Source organism: Paraburkholderia polaris (assembly GCF_012927345.1).
Taxonomy (GTDB): domain Bacteria; phylum Pseudomonadota; class Gammaproteobacteria; order Burkholderiales; family Burkholderiaceae; genus Paraburkholderia; species Paraburkholderia polaris.
This window is the reverse complement of the sequence record NZ_JABBGJ010000007.1, coordinates 211,837-235,371: the sequence shown is the minus strand read 5'-3', so window position 1 is coordinate 235,371 and position 23,535 is coordinate 211,837. Positions and strand designations below refer to the sequence as shown.

At 63.9% G+C, this 23,535-nt stretch carries 20 protein-coding genes and 1 pseudogene; 2 read left to right on the top strand and 19 right to left on the bottom strand.

The genetic code is table 11. The features are described from left to right. Nucleotides 1-263, top strand: a pseudogene (locus tag HHL24_RS08810) (IS3 family transposase); the annotation flags it as partial. A 175-nt stretch (nucleotides 264-438) separates the two neighbouring features. Beyond that, entirely contained in the window at nucleotides 439-1,305 is an 867-nt protein-coding gene (locus HHL24_RS08805) for a tyrosine-protein phosphatase (protein ID WP_230417385.1), read from the top strand. Between the two features lie 141 nt (nucleotides 1,306-1,446). Here HHL24_RS08805 and HHL24_RS08800 read toward each other — a convergent pair whose 3' ends face one another. The 19 genes from HHL24_RS08800 to HHL24_RS08710 all read right to left on the bottom strand — a co-directional run bounded on the left by HHL24_RS08800 (nucleotide 1,447) and on the right by HHL24_RS08710 (nucleotide 23,502). Next, entirely contained in the window at nucleotides 1,447-2,523 is a 1,077-nt protein-coding gene (locus HHL24_RS08800) for a Rieske 2Fe-2S domain-containing protein (protein ID WP_169485109.1), read from the bottom strand. Between the two features lie 339 nt (nucleotides 2,524-2,862). Further along, complete coding sequence (locus HHL24_RS08795; protein ID WP_169485108.1) at nucleotides 2,863-5,385, bottom strand: efflux RND transporter permease subunit; 2,523 nt, start codon at nucleotides 5,383-5,385, stop codon at nucleotides 2,863-2,865. A 97-nt stretch (nucleotides 5,386-5,482) separates the two neighbouring features. Continuing rightward, nucleotides 5,483-6,517, bottom strand: coding sequence for a YCF48-related protein (locus tag HHL24_RS08790; RefSeq protein ID WP_169485107.1), 1,035 nt, complete (start codon nucleotides 6,515-6,517; stop codon nucleotides 5,483-5,485). A 72-nt stretch (nucleotides 6,518-6,589) separates the two neighbouring features. Beyond that, complete coding sequence (locus HHL24_RS08785) at nucleotides 6,590-7,795, bottom strand: acetyl-CoA C-acyltransferase (RefSeq protein WP_169485106.1); 1,206 nt, start codon at nucleotides 7,793-7,795, stop codon at nucleotides 6,590-6,592. 40 nt (nucleotides 7,796-7,835) lie between these two features. Next, nucleotides 7,836-8,342 (bottom strand): MaoC family dehydratase, encoded by a 507-nt coding sequence (locus HHL24_RS08780; RefSeq protein ID WP_230417384.1) that lies wholly within the window; start codon nucleotides 8,340-8,342, stop codon nucleotides 7,836-7,838. Nucleotides 8,343-8,353: 11 nt separating this feature from the next. Then, the gene (locus HHL24_RS08775; RefSeq protein ID WP_169485105.1) at nucleotides 8,354-9,157 is read right to left on the bottom strand and encodes an SDR family oxidoreductase; all 804 of its coding nucleotides are present in this window, start codon (nucleotides 9,155-9,157) and stop codon (nucleotides 8,354-8,356) included. Further along, nucleotides 9,154-10,350, bottom strand: a complete 1,197-nt coding sequence (locus tag HHL24_RS08770; RefSeq protein ID WP_169485104.1) for an acyl-CoA dehydrogenase family protein — start codon at nucleotides 10,348-10,350, stop codon at nucleotides 9,154-9,156. The genes HHL24_RS08775 and HHL24_RS08770 overlap by 4 nt, the downstream gene beginning before the upstream one ends. After that, on the bottom strand, nucleotides 10,350-11,747 hold the full coding sequence (locus HHL24_RS08765; RefSeq protein WP_169485103.1) for an acyl-CoA dehydrogenase family protein: 1,398 nt from the start codon (nucleotides 11,745-11,747) through the stop codon (nucleotides 10,350-10,352). The genes HHL24_RS08770 and HHL24_RS08765 overlap by 1 nt, the downstream gene beginning before the upstream one ends. Nucleotides 11,748-11,751: 4 nt before the next feature. Beyond that, nucleotides 11,752-12,627 (bottom strand): SDR family oxidoreductase, encoded by an 876-nt coding sequence (locus HHL24_RS08760; RefSeq protein ID WP_169485102.1) that lies wholly within the window; start codon nucleotides 12,625-12,627, stop codon nucleotides 11,752-11,754. Nucleotides 12,628-12,684: 57 nt separating this feature from the next. Continuing rightward, the gene (locus HHL24_RS08755; protein WP_169485101.1) at nucleotides 12,685-13,836 is read right to left on the bottom strand and encodes an acetyl-CoA C-acetyltransferase; all 1,152 of its coding nucleotides are present in this window, start codon (nucleotides 13,834-13,836) and stop codon (nucleotides 12,685-12,687) included. Beyond that, nucleotides 13,836-14,897: an acyl-CoA dehydrogenase gene (locus HHL24_RS08750; protein WP_169485100.1), complete on the bottom strand. Its 1,062-nt coding sequence runs from the start codon at nucleotides 14,895-14,897 to the stop codon at nucleotides 13,836-13,838. Before HHL24_RS08750 ends, HHL24_RS08755 begins: the two co-directional genes overlap by 1 nt. A gap of 72 nt (nucleotides 14,898-14,969) precedes the next feature. Next, entirely contained in the window at nucleotides 14,970-16,151 is a 1,182-nt protein-coding gene (locus tag HHL24_RS08745; RefSeq protein WP_169485099.1) for an acyl-CoA dehydrogenase family protein, read from the bottom strand. Beyond that, entirely contained in the window at nucleotides 16,148-16,957 is an 810-nt protein-coding gene (locus HHL24_RS08740; protein ID WP_169485098.1) for an enoyl-CoA hydratase family protein, read from the bottom strand. The genes HHL24_RS08745 and HHL24_RS08740 overlap by 4 nt, the downstream gene beginning before the upstream one ends. Nucleotides 16,958-17,082: 125 nt before the next feature. Further along, nucleotides 17,083-18,165, bottom strand: coding sequence for an NAD(P)H-dependent flavin oxidoreductase (locus HHL24_RS08735; RefSeq protein ID WP_169485097.1), 1,083 nt, complete (start codon nucleotides 18,163-18,165; stop codon nucleotides 17,083-17,085). After that, complete coding sequence (locus HHL24_RS08730) at nucleotides 18,162-19,079, bottom strand: enoyl-CoA hydratase (protein ID WP_169485096.1); 918 nt, start codon at nucleotides 19,077-19,079, stop codon at nucleotides 18,162-18,164. The genes HHL24_RS08735 and HHL24_RS08730 overlap by 4 nt, the downstream gene beginning before the upstream one ends. Nucleotides 19,080-19,087: 8 nt before the next feature. Further along, entirely contained in the window at nucleotides 19,088-19,885 is a 798-nt protein-coding gene (locus HHL24_RS08725) for a CoA-transferase subunit beta (RefSeq protein WP_169485095.1), read from the bottom strand. A 10-nt stretch (nucleotides 19,886-19,895) separates the two neighbouring features. Then, nucleotides 19,896-20,780: a CoA transferase subunit A gene (locus tag HHL24_RS08720; protein ID WP_169485094.1), complete on the bottom strand. Its 885-nt coding sequence runs from the start codon at nucleotides 20,778-20,780 to the stop codon at nucleotides 19,896-19,898. Nucleotides 20,781-20,876: 96 nt separating this feature from the next. After that, on the bottom strand, nucleotides 20,877-21,773 hold the full coding sequence (locus HHL24_RS08715; RefSeq protein ID WP_169485093.1) for a VOC family protein: 897 nt from the start codon (nucleotides 21,771-21,773) through the stop codon (nucleotides 20,877-20,879). A gap of 76 nt (nucleotides 21,774-21,849) precedes the next feature. Further along, the gene (locus tag HHL24_RS08710; protein WP_169485092.1) at nucleotides 21,850-23,502 is read right to left on the bottom strand and encodes a FadD3 family acyl-CoA ligase; all 1,653 of its coding nucleotides are present in this window, start codon (nucleotides 23,500-23,502) and stop codon (nucleotides 21,850-21,852) included. Between the last annotated feature and the right edge of the window lie 33 nt (nucleotides 23,503-23,535).

Here is a 23,535-nt window from a genome sequence, read left to right as displayed (position 1 = left end):
CCCGCGCCTGGGTGCAGCGCTTCGTGCAGTGGTACAACGAAGAGCACTGCCACAGCGGCCTGAAGTATGTGAGTCCGGGGCAGCGGCACCGCGGCGAAGCCGACGAGCTTCTGGCCCGACGGCGTGCGCTGTACGAAGACGCGCGCCTGCAGAACCCCGCACGCTGGTCAGGTGCCATCCGCAACTGGCACCTGACAGACGCGGTCTATCTGAACCCGGAGCGAACCCACGCCTCGGCCGGAATGTATAAGCACGCAGCGTAACGGTTCACGCGACAACTACCTTGACACACACCGCCGGCAAAGAAAAGTAGGTGCCTGCCCCGCACAGGGGCGACGCTAATAAACCACTAACAATTCAAGGAAAGGCCAACACCGCAGGCAAACAGATAACAAAGCGCCAAGCAGGCAAAAAAAACCGAACATTCAAAATACAGTCATGAAATTCCAAACATATAGAACCGCAGCACTCGGTGCCCTGCTAACAGCAATAGCCATCACCGCGACAGCGCAGCCTGCCACAACAGGCAAACCCAACACCGACACTTACATCCAGATGGAAAAAATCCAGAACACCCGCGACCTGGCGGGCCTAACAACCACAGATGGCCGGCAAATCCAGCCCGGCCGCCTCTACCGGAGTGGCAACCCGGCCTTCGCCACGCCGGCCGACATCGCAAAACTCAAGGCAATGCACCTGGACGTCATCCTCGACTTCCGCGCCGAAAGCGAAAAGAAACCCGCCGAACAAGCTTTCGCCACCCAATTCCCCTGGCAAGCCGACCCGGTCCTCGCCGGCAACCTCGCGCCGGAGGCCGTCATCCCCATGCTCAAGCGCTCGACGCCCGCGCAAATGCATCAATTCATGGTGTCGCTTTACCAGCAATTCCCAGGCGCCTATCAAGCGCAATTCGCCCGCTTCCTCAAGCTCGCCGAAGACAACAAAACCATGCTCTATCACTGCACCGCAGGTAAAGACCGCACGGGCTTCGCGACCGTCCTGCTGCTGTCCGCCCTGGGCGTCGATCGCGCCACGGTGGTTGCCAACTACCTGGAGTCGAACCGCTACAACGCCGCAGGCAACGCACAAGCAACCGCGCAGTTGCAGAAGATCGGCGTCGCGCCCGACGTCCTGGCGCCGCTGCTCGCGGTAGACCCGGATTACATCGGCGCAGCCATGCAGGTGATCGATCAGCAGTACGGTGGGATGCAGCATTACCTCGTGGACGTGCTGCACGTGAATGTGGAGAAGATCCAGCAGAACTATCTGGAAACGGCAACGCAAGCTGCTGCGACGACCCAATAAGCGCAAAAGGACTTGATTGACACGATAGTCACGCGTCACGCCGCGACCCGCCTGGCCTGAAAAACAAAACCCCACGCCCCGAAAAACGTGGGGATGGTCAGCAATCTAAAGGCGGTGCATGCACCGCCTTCTCAAAACACTTTATCCCTCGAACACGTGCCGTAGCGGCGGCGGTGCCCCACCCTCGCGCACCTTGATCTCCACGACCTTCCTCGCCGTGCTCGACGGTCTCACATCCGCGGCGTCAAGGTAAAACTGCGAGTACCAGTCGCGCATCTGATACAGCGGTCCATCGCCCTCGCACAACAGCGGATTGTCGATTCGCGTCTTGGTGTCCCAGATCGCTACGTCTTCATAAAACGCGGCCTGCGCCTGCTTCGAATACGCGCGCGCAATCTCCATGTTCTGTTCGTCGGACAAGCCCGGGACCTTCTTCACCATCACGCCGTAACGCAACTCGAAACTGTTCATGTCGATCGGCACATGGCAGTTCAGCAGAATCGAATGAATCGGATGGCCGCCGCTTTGTCCCGTCATTTCGGTGATGTGATACGCCGGGCCAAAGTAAGTAGACAGCGCGACCAGTTCGTCGTCGCCGAGACGTTCGCTGCGGCCAACCAGTAGTTGCGTGGCCTTGTGTCCTTCGAACAGATTCGCGAAGTAATCGACCGGCGCGCCGTGCACCGTTGCAAAGTGCGCCATGTCCGAAATGTTGTCGACCAGTTCGCGGCAGTTGGTGCCGATCACCATCAAGTCGACAACCCAGTCCGACCATTCGTCGGAGAAACACGCATCGATACGAGGAATCGTCACGTCGTCGCCCGGCGGATTGCCCTCGGGATCGTGCCAGATGAACAGCAGCTGATTCTGCTCGCAGGTCTGCCACGTGCCGATTTTGGCCTTCGGCGGGATCCGCTTGCAGTACGGAATCGACTGGCAATTGCCGTCGCCGTCCCATTGCCAGCCGTGAAACGGACACACCAGCGTGTCGCCGTCCACGCGGCCGGTGCTCAGATCGCCGCCCATGTGCGGGCAATAGCCGTCGACCACGTTCACGCGCCCCTGCGAATCCATGAACGCGGCAAGACGTTGGCCGAAAATGTTCAGCGTGTGCGGCTTGCCGTCCTTGTATTCGCTGGCAAGACCAAGACAATGCCAGCCGCGTGCATATCGCTGCACCAGCGGCTGCGCTTCAATTCTGTAGGGACGTGCGGACATCTCTTATCTCCTCCAATGGAAAAGACGGCGCTTCCGAATAGCCGCCGTCATCAGTGTTGTTTCGAAGCGCGCAGACCTTCGCGCTTACGCCTGACGATAGACGTGGCGCACCTCGCTTTCATCGTCCCGACGGACTAGGGACTTCAGCTACCCTTCAGCCACCCATTGGCGCCCCGGATTGCCATGCTCGAGCGCAGCCGACGTTGGCGCCCCGGATGGCCGTGCTCGAGCGCAGCCGACGTTAGCGCTCCGGATGGCCATGCTCGAACGCAGCGGGCTCGACTTCGCCGGGCGCCGACGCGCCACCGCGCATGGCCGCGCCCGGCGCTGCCGGCACACTCAGCGCATCCCCTCTGCATTCGCGACATTCGCAGCAGTCGCAGCAGTCGCAGCATTTCCGGCATTTCCGGCATTTCCGGCATTCACTGACTCCACTGCCTCCGCGCCATTCGGTACGTTTCCCACAGCCGCGTTAGGCACAACACTATGGGCACCCGCACGCCGCTCCGCCCGCTCCACGCCAAGCCATGCCGCCAGCGCCGGCAACAGAAACACCGCGCCGAACAGATTGACGAGGAACATGAAGGCAAGCAGCACACCCATATCCACCTGGAACTTGAGCGCGGAAAACGCCCACGTCCCCACGCCGATGAACATCGTCACCGCGGTGAACAAGGCCGCCGTGCCGCGTTGACGCATCGCTGCCGCAAACGCATCGGGCAACGTGGCGCCCCCACGAACTTCATGCTGCAACCGTTCGTACAGGTAGATGCCATAATCGACGCCCACCCCCACGCCCAGCGTAATCACCGGCAACGTGGCGACTTTCAGGCCAATGCCGAGCCACGCCATCACCGCGTTGCACAAAATCGACACCACCGTCAGCGGTACGACGATGCACAACACCGCGCGCCACGAACGGAAGGTCACGAAGCACAGCAAGGCGATCGCGCCAAAAATCGACAGCAGCATCGCCACCTCGGCGTCACCGACCGCTTCGTTGGTTGCCGCCATCACGCCGACGTTGCCGCCCGCGAGCCGGAAAGCGATATTCGGTGTGTGATCTTCCGCCGCCAGTCGTTTGATTTCATCGACGATATGCGCGATCGTTTTGCCCTCGTGATCCGTGGTGTAGATCAACACCTGAATCGCCTGGCAGTTCTCGGTGTTCATGCCGTTGTCCGGATCGAACGCGCTCGCGCCCTGCGTGAGGCCGTCGCTCGAACGCGGCAGCGCGCCCCAGCGCGGATTGCCTTCGTTGAAGGCGGCAATCGAAATCTTCGCCAGCGACGGCACACTCACCACGGATTGCACGCCCGCCACGCCGCGCATCTCCATTTCGAAGCGCTCGATCGCGCTCATCACCGGGTAATGCAGACAGGCATCGTCGAAGCCGGTCGTCTCGACGATCACCGCGAGCGCATCCACGCCGATGTTGTACTGGCTCGTGATTCGCGCGTTGTCGAGGTTGTAGCGCGAGGCGCTGCGCAACTCGGGCGCACCGGCGCCGATGTCGCCGATCTGCAAATTGCGCGACTCTTTCGCGCCGAACGCCAGCAACAGCAGCGCGATCACGAACACGCCGAGCGCCGGCGCAGGCCGTGCGAACATCGCGAAGCGCGTCCATAGGCGGCTACCGCCTTGCGCCGCACGGTTTTGTGCACGCGCCAGGGTGCCTGCCTCCAGTCGCGTGTACGACAACAGGATCGGCAGAAACACCTTGTTGGTGACGATCATCAGCAGCACGCCGAGGCACGCCGTGACGCCGAGCTCCCGCACGATCTCGATCTGGATGCGCATGATCACCATGAAACCAAGCGCATTCGTCAGCAGCGCAACCGTGCCCGGCACGAACAATTTGCGAAATGCGTCGCGTGCCGCATCGGTCGAGGACATGCCGGCGACCAGCGCCTGCTTCCACGCATTCGTCATCTGCACGGCATGCGAGACGCCGATCGAGAAAATCAGAAACGGGACAAGGATCGACATTGGATCGATACCGAGGCCGAGGATCGGCAACGCGCCGAGCAACCACACTACCGGCAGCAACGCGACGAACAGCGCGAGCACCGTGGTCTTCGCCGAACGCGTGTACGCGAACAGCAACGCAGCGGTAATCAGAAACGCAAGCGCAAAAAAGCCGACCACGCCGCTGATCCCCGCCTCCACGTCCCCGACCAGTTTCGCAAAGCCGATGATGTCGACCTCGACATCCTGGTTCGAATAGCGCGCGCGGATCTGCTCAAGCTGCCGCGCCACCGCGCCGTAATCCAGGTGCTTGCCGGTGACAGGGTCCGTCTCGCGTAACTCCGCGCGGATCAGCGCGGAATGCAGGTCGTTGCCGACCAGTCTGCCGATCTGCCCAGAACGCGCCACGTTGCGGCGCACTTTGGCGAGGTCGTCGGGATTGGCGCTGCTGAACTGGCCGGGCACGACCACGTCGCCGCGAAAGCCCGCTTCGGTGACCTCCGTATAACGCACGTTCGGCGTGAACAGCGAGAACACACGCGAGCGGTTCACGCCGGGAATGAAGAACACGTCATCGGTCGCGTGACGCAGATCGTCCATGAACGCCTGGTTGTAGATGTCGCCGTGGCCCCTCCAGCGCAGACTCACCAGGATCGTGTTCGCGCCCGGAAAGGCGCTCGCATAGCGGTTGAACACCTGCATATACGGGTGCTGCATCGGGATCATCTTGTTGAACCCGGGATCGAGTCTCAGGCGCGTCGCGGAACAACCCAGCGCGACCGTTACCGCGAGGCACAGCGTCAGCAGGATGCGCCGGTGCCGCATGATGGCGTCGGCGCAACGCTCGACAAAACGTGAAAGGCGGGACGAGGAAGGACGGGACGATGCGTTCATGATGCGTCTCACGGCAAGGCAACGGGAAGCGCGGCGGGCGTGGCGAATCGGTGGCCGGCGAGCGCGCTATGGAGTTTCGGCGAATAAAGCCGCGAGTTCAGGAGGGTGACGCGCTGGGTGGCACAGGCGCAGACACAGGGAGAGACACAGAGGGAGACACAAGCGGGGCACGGACTGCGGGCAATACCGGCAGCAACGCGATGCCTGCTTCTCCGCCCAGCGCAAGCTCGCCATGCCCGGCGTCGACCACGGCCGCGAGGCTCTGCACGCCGCCCACTTTGCGCACCGAAAAACTCTGTCCGTTATCGCGCGAGGTGACGATCGCGCCGCCCTGGCCGACCAGCATCAGCTCGCCGTCGGCGAGTTGCACTGCGCCGAAGTACGAGGTGCCGATGCGGCTATCGATATGTGTCCACGTGTCGCCCTGGTCGGTGCTGCGCAGCACATTGCCGCGCATCCCGTACGCGAGCCAGTCGCCGTCAGCCAGCTTCAGCACGCCGAATAGCGAACCCTGATAGGGCACGGGCCGCTTCTCCCAGCTCGCGCCGTTGTCAGTCGAGCGCAGCAATGTGCCGGTTTCGCCGGCGATCATCAAGCGACCACTCGAATCGCCGGCAATCGCGTTCAGATGGTGATCGTCGGCGGGTGTTTTCTGTTGGGTCCAGGTGGCGCCCGAGTCGTGCGAGACGAACAACTGGCCGAAGCTGCCGCTGGCGAATACCAGTCCGCCCGCGTTGCCCCACACGGACAGCAGCGGGTCCGAATGTTTGCGATCGAAGCGCGCTTCGCTCCAGTGCGCGCCGCCATCGACGGTGCGTACGATCCACCCGTCATGTCCCACCGCGATGCCGATACGCGGCGAGATGAAGAACACCTGGGTGAGTGCGGACGCTTCGTCGGATGCCATCGCGGCTCGCCGCCATGACGCGCCCGCGTCGTCGCTCAAGAGGATCACGCCGCGCTCGCCTACCGCGACGAGGCGCGTGCCCGCTTTGGCGAGCCCATTGATCTGCAGGCGATCGGCCTGAATGGTGGTCGCCGCGAAAGCCGGCACCGGGCGAGGCGAAAACGCAAACAGCGCCGCGCCCAGTACGGCCGCCGAGAGCAGCAAGCCAGGTATTGTCGATTTCATTTTTTGTCTCCTGTCGACTAGAGTTGGCGCTTTAGCGCTCACTCTAGCCCCATGCAAAGCTCCGACCGCGGTCTACGCCGCTGTTTCGAAGAGTGCCGCAGCACCCATCCCGCCGCCGATGCACATCGTCACGACGACATAGCGCACGCCGCGCCGCCGCGCCTCGAGCAGACCGTGCATTGTCATGCGGGTCCCTGACATGCCGAACGGATGGCCGACCGAGATCGCGCCGCCGTTCACGTTCAGACGATCCGCCGGAATATGAAGCTGATCGCGGCAGTAAATGACCTGACACGCGAACGCCTCATTCATCTCCCACAGGCCGATGTCGTTCACCGTCAGCCGATGACGCGCCAGCAGTTTCGGCACCGCGAGCGCAGGGCCGATGCCCATTTCGTCGGCTTCGCAGCCGGCCACCGCCATGCCGCGGTAGATGCCGAGCGGCTTCAACCCGCGCTGCTTCGCCTCAGCAGCGCTCATTACGACGACCGCCGCTGCGCCGTCGGACAGTTGCGACGCATTGCCGGCCGTGATGAACTCGCCTTGCGCGACCGCTTCGCCGCCGCTCCAGACCGGTTTCAGCGCCGCCAGACTTGCCGCGCTCGTATCGGCGCGATTGCATTCGTCGCGTGTGGCCCGCACGCTTTCGCTGCCGGCCGGTTTGCCTTCCTTATCGAACAACGCGCGCTGCGCATCGAACGGCACGATCTCTTCGTCGAAACGGCCCGCCGTCTGCGCCGCGGCTGTACGCTGCTGACTCGTCAGCGCATATTCGTCCTGCGCCTCACGCGAGATGCCGTAACGGCGCGAGACGATTTCCGCGGTTTCGATCATCGCCATGTACGCGGCCGGCTGATGCGCGAGCACCGCGTCCGAACGCGCTCGATACGCGTTCTTGTGTTTGTTCTGCGTCAGCGTGATCGACTCGACGCCGCCCGCCACCACGATCCGGGCGTCGCCGCACAGGATGCTTTGCGCCGCAGTCGCGATCGTCATCAAGCCCGACGAGCACATCCGATCCATCGCCATGCCCGGCACCGAAGCCGGTAAACCTGCTGCAGCGGCCGAGAGCCGGCCAATGTTGTAGCCCTGGGTACCCTGCTGTGCCGCGCAGCCCATCAGCACGTCGTCGATATCGGCGGCGTCGAGTTGCGCGCGCTCGAGCGCGGCGCGCACCACGTGGCCGCCGAGTGCGGGCGCTTCGGTGTCGTTGAACACGCCGCGAAATGCTTTGCCGATCGGTGTGCGCGCAACCGAGACGATGACCGCTTCGTTCATGAACTATTCCTCTACGGGTTCTACAGGTTTCTTCGGGGTTCTACAGGTAGTAGCGGCTGATGGTGTCGGCCACGCAGCCTGGTTTAGTCTCGCCGTCGATTTCGACGGTCACGCGAATCCAGGCCTGCACGCCACCTTCAATCGCTTCGGCGCGCAGCAACTGGCCGACACCGCGAATGCGTGCGCCGGCTCGCACCGGCGCCGGGAAGCGGATCTTGTCGCAGCCGTAATTGACGCCGAGCCGCGCGCCGTCGATGCGTACGATCTGTGGCAGAAAGAAATTGACCAGCGATAGGGTCAGGAAGCCATGGGCGATACACCCACCGAACGGACCTTGTTGCGCGCGTTCAGCATCCACATGGACCCATTGATGATCGAGCGTGGCGTCCGCGAACAGCGCGATGCGCGATTGGTCAACCTGCATCCACGCACTTTCGCCCAGCCGTTCGCCGACCGCGGCGACCAGCTCGTCCGGATGAGCGAACACGCGAGCTGGCAGCGGGTTGCCGCACACTTCAGCCAGCACTTCAGCCCGCATTTCAGTCATGAGGTTATCCATCACGCGTGCTGACTGCTGACCGACAGCACTTCGCCGGTCATATACGACGCGTAGTCGCTTGCCAGAAAAACCATCACGTTTGCCACCTCCCACACTTCGGCGGCGCGTCCGAATGCTTCACGCGACGCCAGTTGATCGAGCAGATCGGCCGAAGCCGACTTCTTCAGAAAATCGTGCAATGCAATACTCGGCGCCACCGCGTTGATGCGCACGCCGTACGGCGCGGCTTCGAGCGCGGCGCAGCGCGTAAGCGCCATCACGCCAGCCTTCGCCGCCGCGTAGTGCGCCTGTTCCGCCTGCGCCCGCCAGCCGAGCACCGACGCGTTATTCACAATCACGCCATGGCCACGCTCTTGCATATGCGGCAACATCGCCCGCGTCATGCGGAAGGTGCCAGTGAGGCTAATGTCGATCACCCGCGACCATTCGGCATCGTCCATTTCGACGATGCGACGCGCGCCGCCAAGGCCGGCGTTGTTGATCAGCACGTCGACGCCTTGCATCCTGTCTTCGGCGTCCGCGACTAGCGCGCGTACATCCTCTTCCACTGAGACGTTGCATAAACGCCCGTAGACCGCCTGCAAACCCGTTTCGGCGCGCAAGGTTTCGACTGCTTGCGCGAGGCGCCTCTCGTGGATATCCGAGATGAAGAGTGCACGGCAGCCTTCTTCCGCGCAGCGTTTGGCAGCGGCGAAGCCAATGCCCACGCCGGCAGCCGCCGTAATCAGCACGGATTTGCCGGCCAGCAGTTGATGGCCCGGCACATATGCAGGCGCGGTCCGCACCGTTTGGGATTCGTTCATAGTGTTCCTCGGGGTTCTCTCGGCATGCCGAGCCCGCGCTCGGCCATGATGTTCAGCTGGATTTCGTTGGTGCCCGCATAGATCGTGTCGGCGCGCGAGAAAAGGAACACGCCTTGCAGGCGGGTACGCTTTGCGTCGGCGCTGTCGATCAGATTGGCGTTGACGCCAAGCACATCCATCGCCAGTTGGCCGAGCTCGCGATGCCAGTTCGACCAGTAGTATTTGTAGATCAGCGCTTCACGGCCCAACGCGCTGCCGCTCTCATCGGCACCAGCGCTCGCCAGCATGCGCAGCGCGTTGTAGCGCATCACGCGTAAGCCGGCCCACGCCCGCGCGATCCGCTGACGAATCAGCGGATCATTCGCAACGCCCGCTTCATGCGCCGCGTCGACCACCCATTCGAGTTCGCGGATGAACTGCATCTGCTGACCGAGCGTTGACATGCCGCGCTCGAAACCGAGCAGTGTCATTGCAATGCGCCAGCCGTCACCGGGTGTGCCGACCAGATCTTCCGCGGCGGCCAGTGCGCCGTCGAAGAACACTTCGTTGAATTCCGCGCCGCCGTTCAATTGTTTGATCGGGCGAATCTCGATGCCCGGTTGATCGAGCGGCATCAACAGGAACGACAGTCCGCGATTGCCGCGCGACTCCGGATCAGTGCGCGCGATTACAAAGATCCAATCGGAATCGTGTGCGAGCGAGGTCCACACTTTCTGGCCATGCACACGCCAATTGCCGTTTTCGTCGCGAACCGCGCGCGTTCGGACGTTCGCGAGATCCGATCCCGCGCCCGGTTCCGAATAGCCCTGGCACCAGAACTGCGTGCCGTTCAGGATGCTTGGCAGAAAACGCTTACGCTGATCGTCGGTGCCGCATGCAATCAAGGTCGGTCCGAGCAAACCCTCGCCGATATGACCCATGCGCCCAGGACCACCGGCGCGTGCATACTCCTCGTGAAAAACCACCTGTTCGGCGACGGACATCGCACGGCCGCCCTGTTCAGCGGGCCAGCCGAGGCCAGTCCAGCCGCCGCTCGCCAGTTCACGTTCCCATTTCTTGCGCAGCGCTGGATAAGCTTCTTCGTCGCCGGGACCGCCGCGGTATTGCAGGCAGGCGAACTCGCCGCTCAGATGCGTACTCATCCAGTCGGCGACTTCCATACGCAAGCGTTGCTGTTGCGTTTCGCTTTTCATCAGAGCACTCCTGCGAGGACGGCTTGCGCGCTGTCGTTAGGTGTCTGCTGCCGCGCTGCTCTCGAAGAAGGCTCGCCGCGGTCGATCACCTGCTCCGCGATAAACGACAGCATCTGCGCGGTGGTGCCGAATTGCGCGCTGCACGCCTGCGCGCGTTTGAAATACAGTTGCGGGTCGTATTCCCATGTGAAGCCGACGCCGCCGTGCAATTGAATGGCTTCCTGAGCGCAGAAGCGGAAGGCGTCGTTGGCGGTGGCTTTTGCTGTGGCGATATCGGCAAGCACGTCCGGTGGCAACGAAGCACCGGCCTGACTACGCATTGGGTCCGGCAACTGAGCGAGCAACTGAACCCGCGTTTGATTGCGCGCCTGATCCCACGCCTGCGCCGCCCCGAGCACAGCCGAACGGGCCGCCTCGATTTCGACCATCATCTGCGCGCAACGGTGTTTCACCGCTTGAAACGACGCGATAGCACGGCCGAATTGCACGCGCTCCGCCGTGTAGGCAAGCGTGAGGTCGAGGCATTGCTGCGCGCCGCCGAGTTGCTCCGCGGCCAGCGCCAATGCTGCAAACCAAGCGGTGTCGGAAAGCGCGCGTTGCGCCTCGCGGCCACACGCCAGTAGCGCGTCACGCGACACGTCGACCGCGTTCAGTTCAACGCGCGCCAACGGACGTGTCGCGTCCAGCGTGACGAGCGGCGTACGAGTGACGCCGGCAAGATCAGCGCCGCTCAATTCGAACAGCGCGATGGTTTGCGCTTCGTTCGCGATCAAAGCGGGCACCAGCAACAGGTCGGCACTAGCGCCGTCAACAACCTGCGCCAACGTCCCTGACAGACGGTAACCGTGAGCCGTCTCTTCCGCGCAAACCTCAACCGTTCGTGCATCAAAGCCGGACACAGCGCACGCCGAAGCCATGCGCGCGTCAAAGCTGGCCGCAGCGTAAGTCGAAGCCGCGCGCGCACCAAAGCCGGTCGCGGCGCGCACCGAAGACGTTCTCGCATCGAAGCCAGCCGCCGCCTGCAACGCGAGCGTCGCACTCATCTCGCCGTTTGCGATCCGCGAGAGCCACTCGCGAGCGGAGTCGGATTCACAGTAAGCCAGTACCGTCGCCGCGAGGCACACGGTGCTGAAGTAAGGCACGCAGGCAAGGCGCCGCCCCATCTGTTCCATCAGCAACACCAGCTCCATCGCACCTAGCCCCGCGCCGCCCGACGCTTCCGGCACGGTCAACGCGCACCAGCCGAGTTCGCCTGCGAGCGTGCGCCACAGCGCATCGTCGCGGCCCGCCGTGTGTTCGATCGCCTGCCGTACCGCCGCCGATGCGCTACGCTCGGCCAGCACCTCGGCAGCCGAATCGCGAATCATGGTCTGTTCTTCGGAGAGAGCGAGGTTCATCGCGTCAGCTTCCGTAGACCTGCTGCGCCGGCTCACGTTCTGCAACCAGCGCCGCTACTGCCCCGCCCAGTGCCGTGACTTGCCAGCGTGCGCCGATGTCGATGCGCGGCCCCGTGCGCCAGCCTTCGGCCACGGCGATCATGCCGCCCGCCGCTTCGAACACCTGCCCGGTCACGTCGCGCGATTCAACGCTGCCGAGCCAGACGACCAGCGGCGCGACGTTGGCCGGGTCGAAGTAATCGAAGCCTTCCGCAGGCTTTTTCATCATCTCGGCGAACACGCCTTCGGTCATCGAGGTGCGCGCGGCAGGCGCCAATGCATTCACCCGCACACCGTAACGTTGCAATTCCGCGGCCTGCATCAACGTAAGTGCCGCGATCGCCGCCTTGGCCGCACCATAGTTCGCCTGGCCAATCGACCCTTGCAGACCCGCCCCCGAACTCGTGTTGACGATGCGCGCATCCACCTCGCGCCCCGCCTTCGACGCATCGCGCCACTCGCGCGCCAGCAATTGTGCAAGACAGAAATGCCCGCGCAGATGCACCCGCATCACGTCATCCCAATCGGTTTCGCTCATGCTCGTGAACATCCGGTCGCGGCAGATGCCCGCGTTGTTCACCAACACATGAATCTCGCCGAACGCTTCGTGCGCGGCGTCGATAATCCGTTGCGCGCTTTCGATGCGCGTGATGTCGTCGGCATTCGCCAAAGCCCGGCCGCCGGCTCGCGCGATCTCGTCGCAGACCGCTTGCGCGGCTTCCTGACGAATATCGTTGACCACGACCGCCGCACCCTCGGCGGCAAACGCCAGCGCGTATTCGCGGCCCAATCCTCCACCCGCACCGGTGATGATCACGGTGCGGTCGTTGCAGATTCCCATGCTTGATCCTCGTAGACAGTGATGCGCTCAGCTGCGCATATCGACGCTCATTGACGCTTACAGACGCTCGATGATCGTGACGTTGGCGAGACCGCCGCCCTCGCACATCGTTTGCAAGCCGTAGCGGCCTTGCGTGCGTTCGAGTTCGTGCAGCAGGCTCGTCATCAGCCGCGCGCCGGTTGCGCCGAGCGGATGGCCGAGCGCGATCGCGCCGCCGTTCGGATTGGTCTTCTCGTGCGGATAGCGGGTCTCGGCCAGCCACGCGAGCGCCACTGAGGCAAACGCTTCGTTCAGCTCTACCACGTCGATGTCGTCCAGCGCGAGGCCGGCCTTCTTCAGAGCGTGACGTGTCGCGGGAATCGGTGCGGTGAGCATCCACAGCGGATCGTCGCCGAGCACGCTCAGGTGGTGGATACGGGCGCGCGGCGTAAGGCCGTAGCGTTTTAGCGCCTCCTCGGAAACGATCAGCAGCGCGGCCGAAGCGTCACACGTCTGGCTCGACACAGCCGCCGTCAATGCGCCGCCTGGCATCAGCGGTTCGAGCGAAGCCATCTTCGCGAGCGTGGTGTCCTTGCGCGGCGTCTCGTCGTGGACGACGCTGGCGAACGGCACGATTTCGCGCTTGAAGTAGCCGCCTTCGATCGCCGCCAATGCGCGCCGATGGCTTTCCAGCGCGTACTGCTCCATCGTTTCGCGCGACAGGTTCCAGTGATCCGCGATCCGTTGCGCCGCATGGAACTGCGAGACCGGCGCATCGCCGAACCGCGCGCGCCAACCGATGCTGCCCGAGAACGGGTCGGTGAAACCGAGCGGCTCGGCCGCTGTCATTGCCGACGAAATCGGAATCTGCGTCATGGTCTGCACGCCGCCCGCGACCACCACATCCTGCGTGCCGCTCATCACGGCCTGCGCGGCAAAATGCACGGCCTGCTGCGACGATCCGCATTGCCGGTCCACTGTGACGCCGGGGACCGTCAACGGCAAGCCCGCGGCAAGCCAGCAGGTGCGCGCGATATTGCCCGCCAGCGGACCGATCGTGTCGACGCAGCCGAACACCACGTCGTCGTACTCATCGGCGGGAATGCCGTTACGGGCGACCAGTTCCTTCAGTACGAAGCCGCCGAGGTCCGCGGCATGCACCTGCGCAAGTCCGCCTTTGCGGCGGCCGGTCGGCGTGCGCAACGCATCGACGATATAAGCCTGTTTCATCACGATTCCAGTTCGAAAGTGCGTGCCGGGCCGATCGGAGTACATGACTCGATCAGCGCGTCGGCCACGCGGGCTTTGTGAAACGTCGTGTCGCCCCAACTGCCCGAGAGCGCCCAGATGCGTTTCATGAAGATCTGCAGGTCGAGCTCCCACGTGTAGCCGATCGCGCCGTGAACCTGCATTGCATGGCGCGCGGCGAGCTGCGCGGCGGCGGTAGCGGCGAGCTTTGCGTGGGAGACGTAGAGCGCGCGCTGCGGGTCGTTGTCGGCGATCGCGCAGGCAGCCCGATACACCACCGGCCGCGCGAACTCATATCGAATCGCGACGTCGGCGAGCAGATGCTTGAGCGCCTGATACGAGCCGATCGGCTTGCCGAACTGCTTGCGCTGTGCGCTGTAATCGATCGCGACGTCGAGCACGCGTTGCGTGAGGCCGAGCAATTGCGCGGCGACGGCGAACGCGCCCTGGTCGAGTGCGCGCGCCAGCAATGGTTGCGCTTCAGCTGCCGTTGCCACGCGTGTGCCCAGGCTCGCCTGCCAATCGAGTTCAAACAGCCGACGCGAAGGGTCGACGCTCTCCACCGCACTCAACCTGCAAGCGTCGGGCGTTAGCCAATGCAACTCGCCGTCCCGTTCGCATAACAGAACCCGCGCGACGTGTGCATCGCTGACATACGGATTCACCGGATGCGCAATCGCCACGCGCGCCGCACCCGCTGCGATATCGCGCAACAGCGCGTCGCGTTGCGCGCTCGCCGGCAAACCTTCCAGCATGCCAACGGCCACGAGCGCCGTATCGAGTAACGGCTCGGGTCCCGCGAAATAGCCATAGGTCTGCGCGAGCAGCGCCCACTCCACGTCACCGAGCCCCAACCCGTCGTGACTTTCCGGCACCGACACAGCGGTCAACCCTTGCGAGGCGAACATGTCCCACATGCGCTCCGAGCGGCCCGTGGGTGTGCTCCACAACTCACGGATCAACTCCGGCGTCATCTCCGTCATCAGAAAGCGTTTGACGCTGCTCGCCAATGCTTCCTGATCTTCGTTGAATACGAAATCCATAGTTCCTCGCTCAATCCTTTAAGCGTCTGAATGCGAGCTGCAGCGGGTTGCATGCCGGCTGCAGCACCGGCATCACGAGCGCGGCATCCCGAGCATCCGTTCCGCGACGATGTTGCGTTGGATCTCGTTGGTACCCGCATAGATCGGCCCGGCCTGCGCGAACAGGAAGCCGTCGAGCCAGCTGCCGAGCGCCGCGTGTTGCTCGTGCGTTTGCGGCACTACCTCAGCGCGCGCGCCGAGAATATCGAGCGCGGTCTGATGCATGCGCAGATCGAGTTCGGACCAGAACACCTTGTTGGTGCTCGACTCCGCGCCGATGTGGCCGCCCTTCTGCAAACGGCTCGCGGTCGCGTAGGTGGAGAGCGCGTAGGCCTGCGCATCCATCCATGCGCTGATCACCCGGTCGCGCAAGGTCGGATCGCGGTCAGCCTCCCCGCGGTGCGCCAGATAGAGCGCGCGCAACGCTTCGGCAGTGCGTTGAAAACGCGCGGGCGAGCGCAGCATCAGGCCGCGTTCGAACCCGGCGGTCGCCATGGCGACCTGCCAGCCCATGCCTTCACCGGCGAGACGGTTCTCGACCGGCACACGCACGTCGTCGAAGAAAATCTCGGCGAAACCGGTGTGGCCGTTCAACTGCCGGATCGGCCGCACGGTGATGCCCGGGGTCGAGAGTGGCACCATCAGGAAGGTCAGGCCGTGGTGGCGCGTGGATTGCGGATCGCTGCGAAACAGACCGAACAGCCAGTCGGCCCACACCGCACGGGTCGACCAGATCTTCTGGCCGTTCAGGATGTATTCGTCGCACTTCCCTTCATGGGTGCGGATTGCGCTCGCGCGGATCGCCGCCATGTCGGAGCCTGCGTTGGGCTCGGACCAGCCTTGCGCCCATACGTGTTCGCCCGCCGCCATCGCCGGCAGAAAGCGGGCCTTCTGTTCGTCCGTGCCGAAGTCCATCAAGGTCGGGCCGAGCAGGAAGATGCCGTTCTGATTCACGCGCATCGGTGCATCGGCGCGCCAGTATTCTTCTTCGAAGATCAGCCACTCGATCAGATCGCAGCCGCGTCCGCCCAATTCGCGTGGCCACGTCACCATGCTCCAGCGGCCCGAATGCAGCGTGCGCTCCCATTCCCGGTGCGCGGCAAAACCCGCTTCGGTATCGAAGCTCGGCAGCGGCTCGCGCGGCACGTGGACCGCGAGCCAGCTGCGAATCTCGGCACGAAACGCGCGTTGCGCCGGCGTGTAGTCGAGCTTCATGCGCGCGCTCCGGTTTTACGTTCGGCGTCGCTGAATTGTGCATCGCGTTTTTCGACGAAAGCCGAGCGTGCTTCCGCCGAATCGTTCGTCATATACGCCTGCAACGTAAAGCCCTGCTCCCAGCGGTATTTGTCTTCGAGGTCGCCGTCTTCGACACCGTTCAGCGCTTCTTTCGCGAGTTGCAACATCGCGGGGCTCTTCGTGGCGATCTTGCGGGCAATCTCGAATGCCGCGTCACGCAGTTGTTCGCGCGGCACCACGCGCTCGACCGCGCCGAGCCGGTAGGCTTCAGCGGCGTCGACCATATCGCCCGTGAAATACATGGCGCGCACTTTCTGCACGCCGAACATACGCTGCAGATGCGCGCCGCCGCCCATCGCGCCCCGGTCGATCTCCGGGACGCCAAAGCGCGCGCAATCGGACGCGACGATCACGTCCGCCGCACCACAAATGCCGATGCCGCCGCCCAGCACGAAACCATGCACTGCCACAATCACCGGCTTCGGATTGCGGTGCACCGCGCGAAAGGTCGCGTAGTTGCCAGCGTTGACCGCCACGATCCGTTCGGGATGCGCAGCCAGTTCCTTGATATCGACGCCCGCACAAAAGCCGCGCCCTGCGCCGCGTAGCACGATCACATGAACGCTGTCGTCGCGGCCGAGCGCGTTGATTGCGTCGGCCAGCGCCTGCCAGCCGCGTGCGTCGAGCGCATTGACCGGCGGCTGGTCGATCACCAGTTCGCCGATGCCACCTTCGCGCTCGATTTTGAACGGCAGCGAGCGGACGCTATTGATGGGTTCTGTCATGTCTCCGTCCCTGGTGAATGATGTGGGTTTGCTTTATGGGATCAGGCGTTGGGTCACGCATTGGGTCAAGCGTGGCCTCGTGCAATGGCGCATACGTTGGATCGTGCTTAGCGTCATGGGTTGACTCACGCGTGAACCGGCGCACCGCGCATCGCCGCCAGCGCGTCGAGCCGCGCCACAGCTTCGTCGACGATGCGTGCGATCAAGGTCTCGCACGGCTCGATCGCGCCGATCACCGCGGCGACCTGGCCGCTCGGCAACACGCCCTCGTCCGGCTTACCGTCGACGATGGCGCGCTGGATCAGAAACGGCGCGTTCGCCGCCATCAGCGTCTGACTCGCGGTATAGCTGTGATCGCGCAGTGCCTTGAAGCCGAGCGCGGCCATCTGGCTCAGACTCATGCCACTCTGGCGACGCCACGCTTCAGCCGTGCGCAACGCGAAGAGCGTGCGGCGCAACCGGCCGAATGCTTCAAGGCGCAGCAGATAAGAGTTGTCGATCATTCGCTGCGGCAAGCCGTCCAGCGCTGCGGACACGCGGATTTGTGAAGGGTCGTTGACCTCCACGTAGCGCGCGAGCGTCGAGCGCGGCACCGGCGACTCTTCGGCCATCAGAAAGCGCGTGCCCATGGCAATGCCTGCCGCGCCGTAGCCGAGCGCCGCGGCGAGACCGCGTCCGTCGAAGAAACCGCCTGCAGCGATCACCGGCACGGTCACTGCATCCAGCACTTTAGGCAGCAGCAGCGTGGTCGGCATCGAGCCGGTATGGCCACCGCCCTCCGCGCCTTGCACGGTGACCGCATCGGCGCCCAATTCGACCGCTTTGGCCGCGTGCTTCGGCGCGCCCACGGTGGGAATGCACATCACGCCGGCATCCTTGAAGCGGCGGATCGTCTTTGCGTCCGGTCCGCGGCCATAGCTCACTGCACGCAGCCGGTGCTTGATCGCCAGATCGACCACCTGTGCCGCATTCGGCTGGAACATATGGAAGTTGATGCCGAACGGTTTGTCCGTCAGTTCCTTCACGCGCAGGATTTCCGCTTCCACGCGTTCGGCCTCGAGTGTCGCGCCGGCCAGAAAGCCAAAGCCACCCGCATTGCAGGTAGCGGCGACGAGCTTTGCGTCGGCGACCCAACCCATCGCCGTCTGCACAATCGGATAGCGGCAACCGAGCAGATCACACAACGGCGTATGCAGCGTCGCGCTCATGCGGCTTCTCCGTCGGCCGTTCCGTTCTGATGCGCGGCGCCAACGGGCCGTTGCGACTCAGCCATCTTGCGGGCGTCGTAACCACCCAGCTTGTCGCCGCTCACCAGTTCGTTGTGCGCATGCGCGAAGTGATGCCAGGCAAACGCCGCATCCATCGCGGCGCGCTTGCCTTGCAATTCCTCGACGTGATTCACGGCCTGCTTGGTCAGCGTCAACCCGAGGCGCGGCATGCGCGCGATCTTCGCGGCGATTTCCGTCGTGGTGTCTTGAAGGCGCTCGCGCGGCACGACGCGATTGACCATGCCCATCTGATACGCGCGCGCCGCGTCCATCCGTTCGCCGAGAAACAGAAACTCCTTGGCGATGCGCGGGTTCAGTTCATACGCATGCGCGAAATACTCGACACCAGGAATGCCCATGCGCACCACCGGATCGGAAAAGAATGCGTCGTCCGAAGCGACGATCAGGTCGCACACCCACGCCAGCATCAGGCCGCCCGCCACGCACGCACCCTGCACCATCGCGATGGTCGGCTTGGGCAGATCGCGCCAGCGGCGGCACATGCCGAGATAGACTTCCTGTTCGCGAGCGTAGAGAAACTCGCCACCTTCCTTGCCAACGTGGTCGTACCAGAGCGACGTCCGCTCGAACGACTGGTCGATGTCACGGCCCGGCGTACCGATATCGTGGCCCGCTGAGAAATGCTTGCCCGCACCGGCGAGGACGATGACCTTCACCGCATCGTCGTTCGACGCACGCTTGAGCGCCGCGTCGAGCGCGTACGTCATCTTCGAGTTCTGCGCGTTGTGATACTCGGGGCGATTCATCGTGAGCGTGGCGATGCCGTCGCTCACGCGATAGTCGACGACGCTTTCGCCGGCCTGCCTGTCCACCGCAGCTTGATTGACTTGCATGATGTCCCTCACACGCGGCGCGGCGCGGGGTTGTTGCGCACGACGCTCGCACGCAAGTTGTGCGGATCGAGCGCGCGCACGATACGCAGATCGTCGGCGCCCGGTGGCGGCGTCACGTGCATCTCAGGATGCGCACGCAGTTCGAAACCGGTCGCGTCCTGCACTTCGTCGAAGCTCACGCCAGGATGTAGCGAACGCACCTGGACGGCATGATTCGCGCCGCCGAAGTCCATCACGCACAGATCGGTGATCACACTGCGCAGATCGGTAAACGCGCGCATGCCGGGGATTTCACGCGCCGGGTTGTAGCCCACGCTGCACACCATGTCGACTTCACCGGCAACGAACGTACGCTTGCCGTGACCGGAGACGAAGAACGAATTCGCATGATTGATACTGTTGCCCGGAAAACCGCGCGCGCCGAGCAATTGCGTTTTCGGGCGGGCATAGTCGTCGCCGAGCCAGGAGATGTTGGCCTGGCCGAAGCGGTCGATCTGGGTGGGCATCACCAACGCGTGACGCTTGCCATGCCACACGCAATCGAACACCCGTTCATAGGTCATCAAGCCAGACGCCTGCACGCGATAGTCCGCTTCACGCGGTCCGAGCGGCACCGGGCTTTCGACTAGGTAGGCTTCGCCATCGGTGAGCATCAGACCGGCGTTGTACGCGAGGCGCGCAAGACCTGCAGCCAGACGGGGTCCCGTACCGATGCCGGTTGCCAGCACTTCGCCGTCATCACGCCAGACGCGCGCCGCCGCGGTAATCATCAATTCGGCGAGGGAATAATCGAGAGGGTCGCTCATGTGCGCTCCATTACAGAATCGGCAACGGCAACGCCGCTACATGGGACCGGCCGCCTGCACGCTGCAGATAGCCCGGTTCGTCGGCGCCTACTACGTCACTCAGGTAAGCCGCTGTTTGTTGCGGATCTTCCGCGCTCGCGCAATACGCCTTCAGATGCGGTAAATCCCAGCCGTAAGCCGGCGCACAGGAGGTGGGATGCGCACCGCACGGTGCGTGCACCACGCCGGTCACGAGCGATCGTTCGAAGGTATTGCGGCGCGCGAGATCGAGGTCGTCGCTCGCCAGCGTTTCGACCAGCGTTTCGCTGCTGACGAAGCACTTCGCCGCAGCGCGTGCAAACCATGCGTCGAAGAACGGATCCGGACCGTCGATGCGCGTATTGCCCATCCTGTCCGCGGCGTTCACATGCAGCAACGCTGCGTCGAGTTCGAGCGCCGGCATCGCCAGCAGCGTCTCACCGCCGTAGGGCGATTGCACGGTGCGCAGATGCGGCGCGTGTTTCAGCAGATCGGTGCCGAGACCCACGCGCGTCGGCAGAAACGGCAGACGCGCCGCCGCTGCGCGCAGGCCGAGTTGCAGCAGGCCTTCGTCGAGTTCCCACACGTCGAGCGCGCCGCTTTCGCGTGCCCGGCGAAAATGCGGTTCGAGCGGAATCACATCGAGCGACACGAAGCCGAACACCAGCTTGCGGACTTTGCCTGCCGCGCACAGCAGTCCGACGTCTGGGCCGCCATACGCGACCACGGTGAGGTCCTTCAGATTCGAGCGGACGATTTCGCGTACCAGCGCCATCGGTTTGCGGCGGGGACCCCAGCCACCAATGCCGATCGTCATGCCGTCGGCGAGTTGCGCGACGGCGTCGCGCGCGCTGAGTGCTTTATCGAGTGGTTTCATGCGTTATTCCTGCGGGCTTCCTGCGTGTTTGCTGCGGTTTCCTGCTTGTCTACAGCAGGCTTCCTGCTTGTTTGCTGCGGGTTTTCTGACCAGGGTCTAGCGAAATCCAACGCTGAAGTCGTGCCCCCACAGGCTCACGCGCGTCGCCTCGTAGACGTTGTGCTGCGCCCAGTCGACCGTCAGGCCGCCGTAGCCGTATTCCAGATCGAAGCCGCCCGGCGTTTTCATGTAGAACGAGATCATGTGGTCGTTGCAATGACGGCCAAGCGTGGCGGAGAGCTTCACGCCCTGCGTAGCGACCCGGTCGAGCGCGCGGCCCACTTCGTCCATCGAGTCCACTTCGGCCATCACGTGGATGCAGCCGGAAGGCACCGCGAGGTCCATGATCGCGAGGCTGTGATGACGCGCATTTTTGCAATGCAGAAAATGGATGCGTTTCTCGGGTTCGGCGGGATCGTCGGTGAAGCGCACGCGGAAGATGTCGGAGAGTTCGAAGCCGAGCACGTCGCGCAGGAATGCATCGGTCGCGTCGAATTGCGGTGCGGGCAGCACCGCATGACCCAGGCCCATCGCGCCGGTGACGAAACCGGGCACGCCGAGCGGCGAAACGAAGCGCCGGAAATCGGCGCGCACGCCCCAGAAGAACTCATGCCGGTTGCCGGACGGATCGGTGCACCACGCCATCGCCTGCACGCGGCGCAGCGCGGTCTCCTGCGCGCTGGCGCGGATCGCTTCCACGCCAGCCAGTTCAAGGGCGCGGATCGCGTCGTCGAATGCGGCCGCGTCGGCCAGTTCCCAGCCCGACGCGAAGTAGCGATCGGCGTCGCCGGGCACGATCAGGTAGCGGAAATCGCGCTCGTCCATCTTCACGTACAGCGCGCCGTCCGTTGCGTCTTGCGCCTGCATGCCCAGCACGTTTTCCGCGTAGCCACGCCATGTGTCGACTTTCGCCGACTGCACGACGACGTAGCCTAAAGCCCGTACATCGATCATCTCCGACTCCTCCAGAACCTGTTGTTGTCAGGCTTATTCTGGCGGTCCCGGAGGTGGCTAACATCGTCTGTTGGGACTAGCTTGCAGCGGTGTTTTCAGCGGTTTTTTCGCGGTTTTCGACGCCGCTCTTTACGTCGCTCGTTACGTGGCTTTTGACCGCTTCGCGCAGGCGGTATTTGAGCACCTTGCCGGCCGCGCTGACAGGCAGCTGATCGACCAGCGTGAGATGCCGTGGCACCTTGTAGTTCGCCATGTTCTTGCGGGCCCAGTCGGTCAGTTCTTCCGCGCTCGCATGCTCGCCCGAACGCAGCACGACATACGCATGCCCCACCTCGCCAAGCCGCTCGTCGGGCACACCGACCAGCGCCACCTGCGCCACCGCCGGATGCGCGCTGAACAGCCGCTCGATCTCCGCCGGATAGCAGTTGAAACCGCCGACGATGAACATGTCCTTGATGCGGTCGGTGATGCGCAGATAGCCGCGTTCGTCGAGCGTGCCGAGGTCGCCGGTGTGCAGCCAGCCGTCGCCGTCGATCGTGTCGAACGTGGTGTCCTGCCGGCCGAAATAGCCCTGCATCACGTTGTAGCCGCGAATCAGGACTTCCCCTGTTTCGCCGCTGGCAACTGCCTCGCCGCTGCTGTCGGCGATACGAATCTCCACGCCGGGCATCGCGCGGCCCGACGTGTTCGCGATGGTCTCGGCGTCGTCGCCGCTGCGGCACAGCGCGGCGAAACCGCACGACTCAGTGAGGCCATAGCCCGTCAGCACGGTTTCAAAACCCAGCTGCGCGCGCATCCTTTCGATCAGACTCGGCGCGATCGCGGCAGCGCCAGTAACTGCAACCCGCAATGACGACAGATCGCGTGTGGCCAGATCCGGCATGTCCAGCAGCACGTGATACAGCGTCGGCGGCCCCGGCAATACGGACACGCGGTCCCGCACGATGCGCTCAAGCACCCGCTCCGGCTTGAACACCAGATGCGGCAACACGGTCGCGCCGCTCGCGAACGCCGCGAGCCAGCCGGCCTTGTAGCCGAACGCATGAAAGAACGGATTGACGATCAGATAGCGATCACTTTCGCGCAGCGTCGCAATTTGCGCCCAATCGTGAATCGCGCGCAGATTCTGGCCGTGCGTGGTCATCACACCCTTCGGGCGACCCGTTGTGCCGGACGTGAACATGATGTCCATCAGCGTGTCGGGGCGCACCGCCGCCTCGCGGGCACGGAACACGTCCATCGGGGTGCCTGCCGCACGCAGCAGGAACGCGTCCCAGGTCTCGTCACAGCCGCCGCTGGTTTCCGCTGCCAGTCCGTCGAACACCACCACCCGTTCAAGCGTCGCAGGACGGTGTGCTGCCAGCATGGCCGGATACGAATCGCCGAGGAAAGTGCCGCAACAGAACAGCAGCCGCGCGCCGCTGTCTTCGAGAATCGCCGCGGCTTCCAGGCCCTTCATGCGGGTATTGATCGGCACCAGCGCCGCGCCCGCGCTGTGAATCGCAAGCGCCGCCACGATCCATTCAGCGATGTTCGGCGCCCAGATCGCGACACGCTCGCCCGGCTGGATGCCGCAGGTCATCAACGCGCGCGCCGCTTCGATCCGCGCAGCGTCCAGTTGCGCATAGCTCAGGTTGCCCTGGGCTGTTTCGATCGCGATGCGCGTGCCGAAGCGCGCGGCGCCGCGCGCGATCAGTGCGGGCGTCGTCAGGATGTGGTTGAGCGTCATGTTGAATTCGATGGATGGGGTTCGCGGCAAGCG

What these genes read in the sequence shown, in the direction of transcription:
- HHL24_RS08725 (WP_169485095.1), bottom strand. Translation starts at nt 19,885, where the DNA reads ATGAGCGACCCTCTCGATTATTCCCTCGCCGAATTGATGATTACCGCG.
- HHL24_RS08805 (WP_230417385.1), top strand. Translation starts at nt 439, where the DNA reads ATGAAATTCCAAACATATAGAACCGCAGCACTCGGTGCCCTGCTAACA.
- HHL24_RS08730 (WP_169485096.1), bottom strand. Translation starts at nt 19,079, where the DNA reads ATGCAAGTCAATCAAGCTGCGGTGGACAGGCAGGCCGGCGAAAGCGTC.
- HHL24_RS08715 (WP_169485093.1), bottom strand. Translation starts at nt 21,773, where the DNA reads ATGATCGATGTACGGGCTTTAGGCTACGTCGTCGTGCAGTCGGCGAAA.
- HHL24_RS08775 (WP_169485105.1), bottom strand. Translation starts at nt 9,157, where the DNA reads ATGAACGAATCCCAAACGGTGCGGACCGCGCCTGCATATGTGCCGGGC.
- HHL24_RS08785 (WP_169485106.1), bottom strand. Translation starts at nt 7,795, where the DNA reads ATGAACGAAGCGGTCATCGTCTCGGTTGCGCGCACACCGATCGGCAAA.
- HHL24_RS08755 (WP_169485101.1), bottom strand. Translation starts at nt 13,836, where the DNA reads ATGAAACAGGCTTATATCGTCGATGCGTTGCGCACGCCGACCGGCCGC.
- HHL24_RS08735 (WP_169485097.1), bottom strand. Translation starts at nt 18,165, where the DNA reads ATGAGCGCGACGCTGCATACGCCGTTGTGTGATCTGCTCGGTTGCCGC.
- HHL24_RS08710 (WP_169485092.1), bottom strand. Translation starts at nt 23,502, where the DNA reads ATGACGCTCAACCACATCCTGACGACGCCCGCACTGATCGCGCGCGGC.
- HHL24_RS08800 (WP_169485109.1), bottom strand. Translation starts at nt 2,523, where the DNA reads ATGTCCGCACGTCCCTACAGAATTGAAGCGCAGCCGCTGGTGCAGCGA.
- HHL24_RS08790 (WP_169485107.1), bottom strand. Translation starts at nt 6,517, where the DNA reads ATGAAATCGACAATACCTGGCTTGCTGCTCTCGGCGGCCGTACTGGGC.
- HHL24_RS08780 (WP_230417384.1), bottom strand. Translation starts at nt 8,342, where the DNA reads ATGACTGAAATGCGGGCTGAAGTGCTGGCTGAAGTGTGCGGCAACCCG.
- HHL24_RS08720 (WP_169485094.1), bottom strand. Translation starts at nt 20,780, where the DNA reads ATGAAACCACTCGATAAAGCACTCAGCGCGCGCGACGCCGTCGCGCAA.
- HHL24_RS08765 (WP_169485103.1), bottom strand. Translation starts at nt 11,747, where the DNA reads ATGAACCTCGCTCTCTCCGAAGAACAGACCATGATTCGCGATTCGGCT.
- HHL24_RS08770 (WP_169485104.1), bottom strand. Translation starts at nt 10,350, where the DNA reads ATGAAAAGCGAAACGCAACAGCAACGCTTGCGTATGGAAGTCGCCGAC.
- HHL24_RS08760 (WP_169485102.1), bottom strand. Translation starts at nt 12,627, where the DNA reads ATGGGAATCTGCAACGACCGCACCGTGATCATCACCGGTGCGGGTGGA.
- HHL24_RS08795 (WP_169485108.1), bottom strand. Translation starts at nt 5,385, where the DNA reads ATGAACGCATCGTCCCGTCCTTCCTCGTCCCGCCTTTCACGTTTTGTC.
- HHL24_RS08740 (WP_169485098.1), bottom strand. Translation starts at nt 16,957, where the DNA reads ATGACAGAACCCATCAATAGCGTCCGCTCGCTGCCGTTCAAAATCGAG.
- HHL24_RS08745 (WP_169485099.1), bottom strand. Translation starts at nt 16,151, where the DNA reads ATGAAGCTCGACTACACGCCGGCGCAACGCGCGTTTCGTGCCGAGATT.
- HHL24_RS08750 (WP_169485100.1), bottom strand. Translation starts at nt 14,897, where the DNA reads ATGGATTTCGTATTCAACGAAGATCAGGAAGCATTGGCGAGCAGCGTC.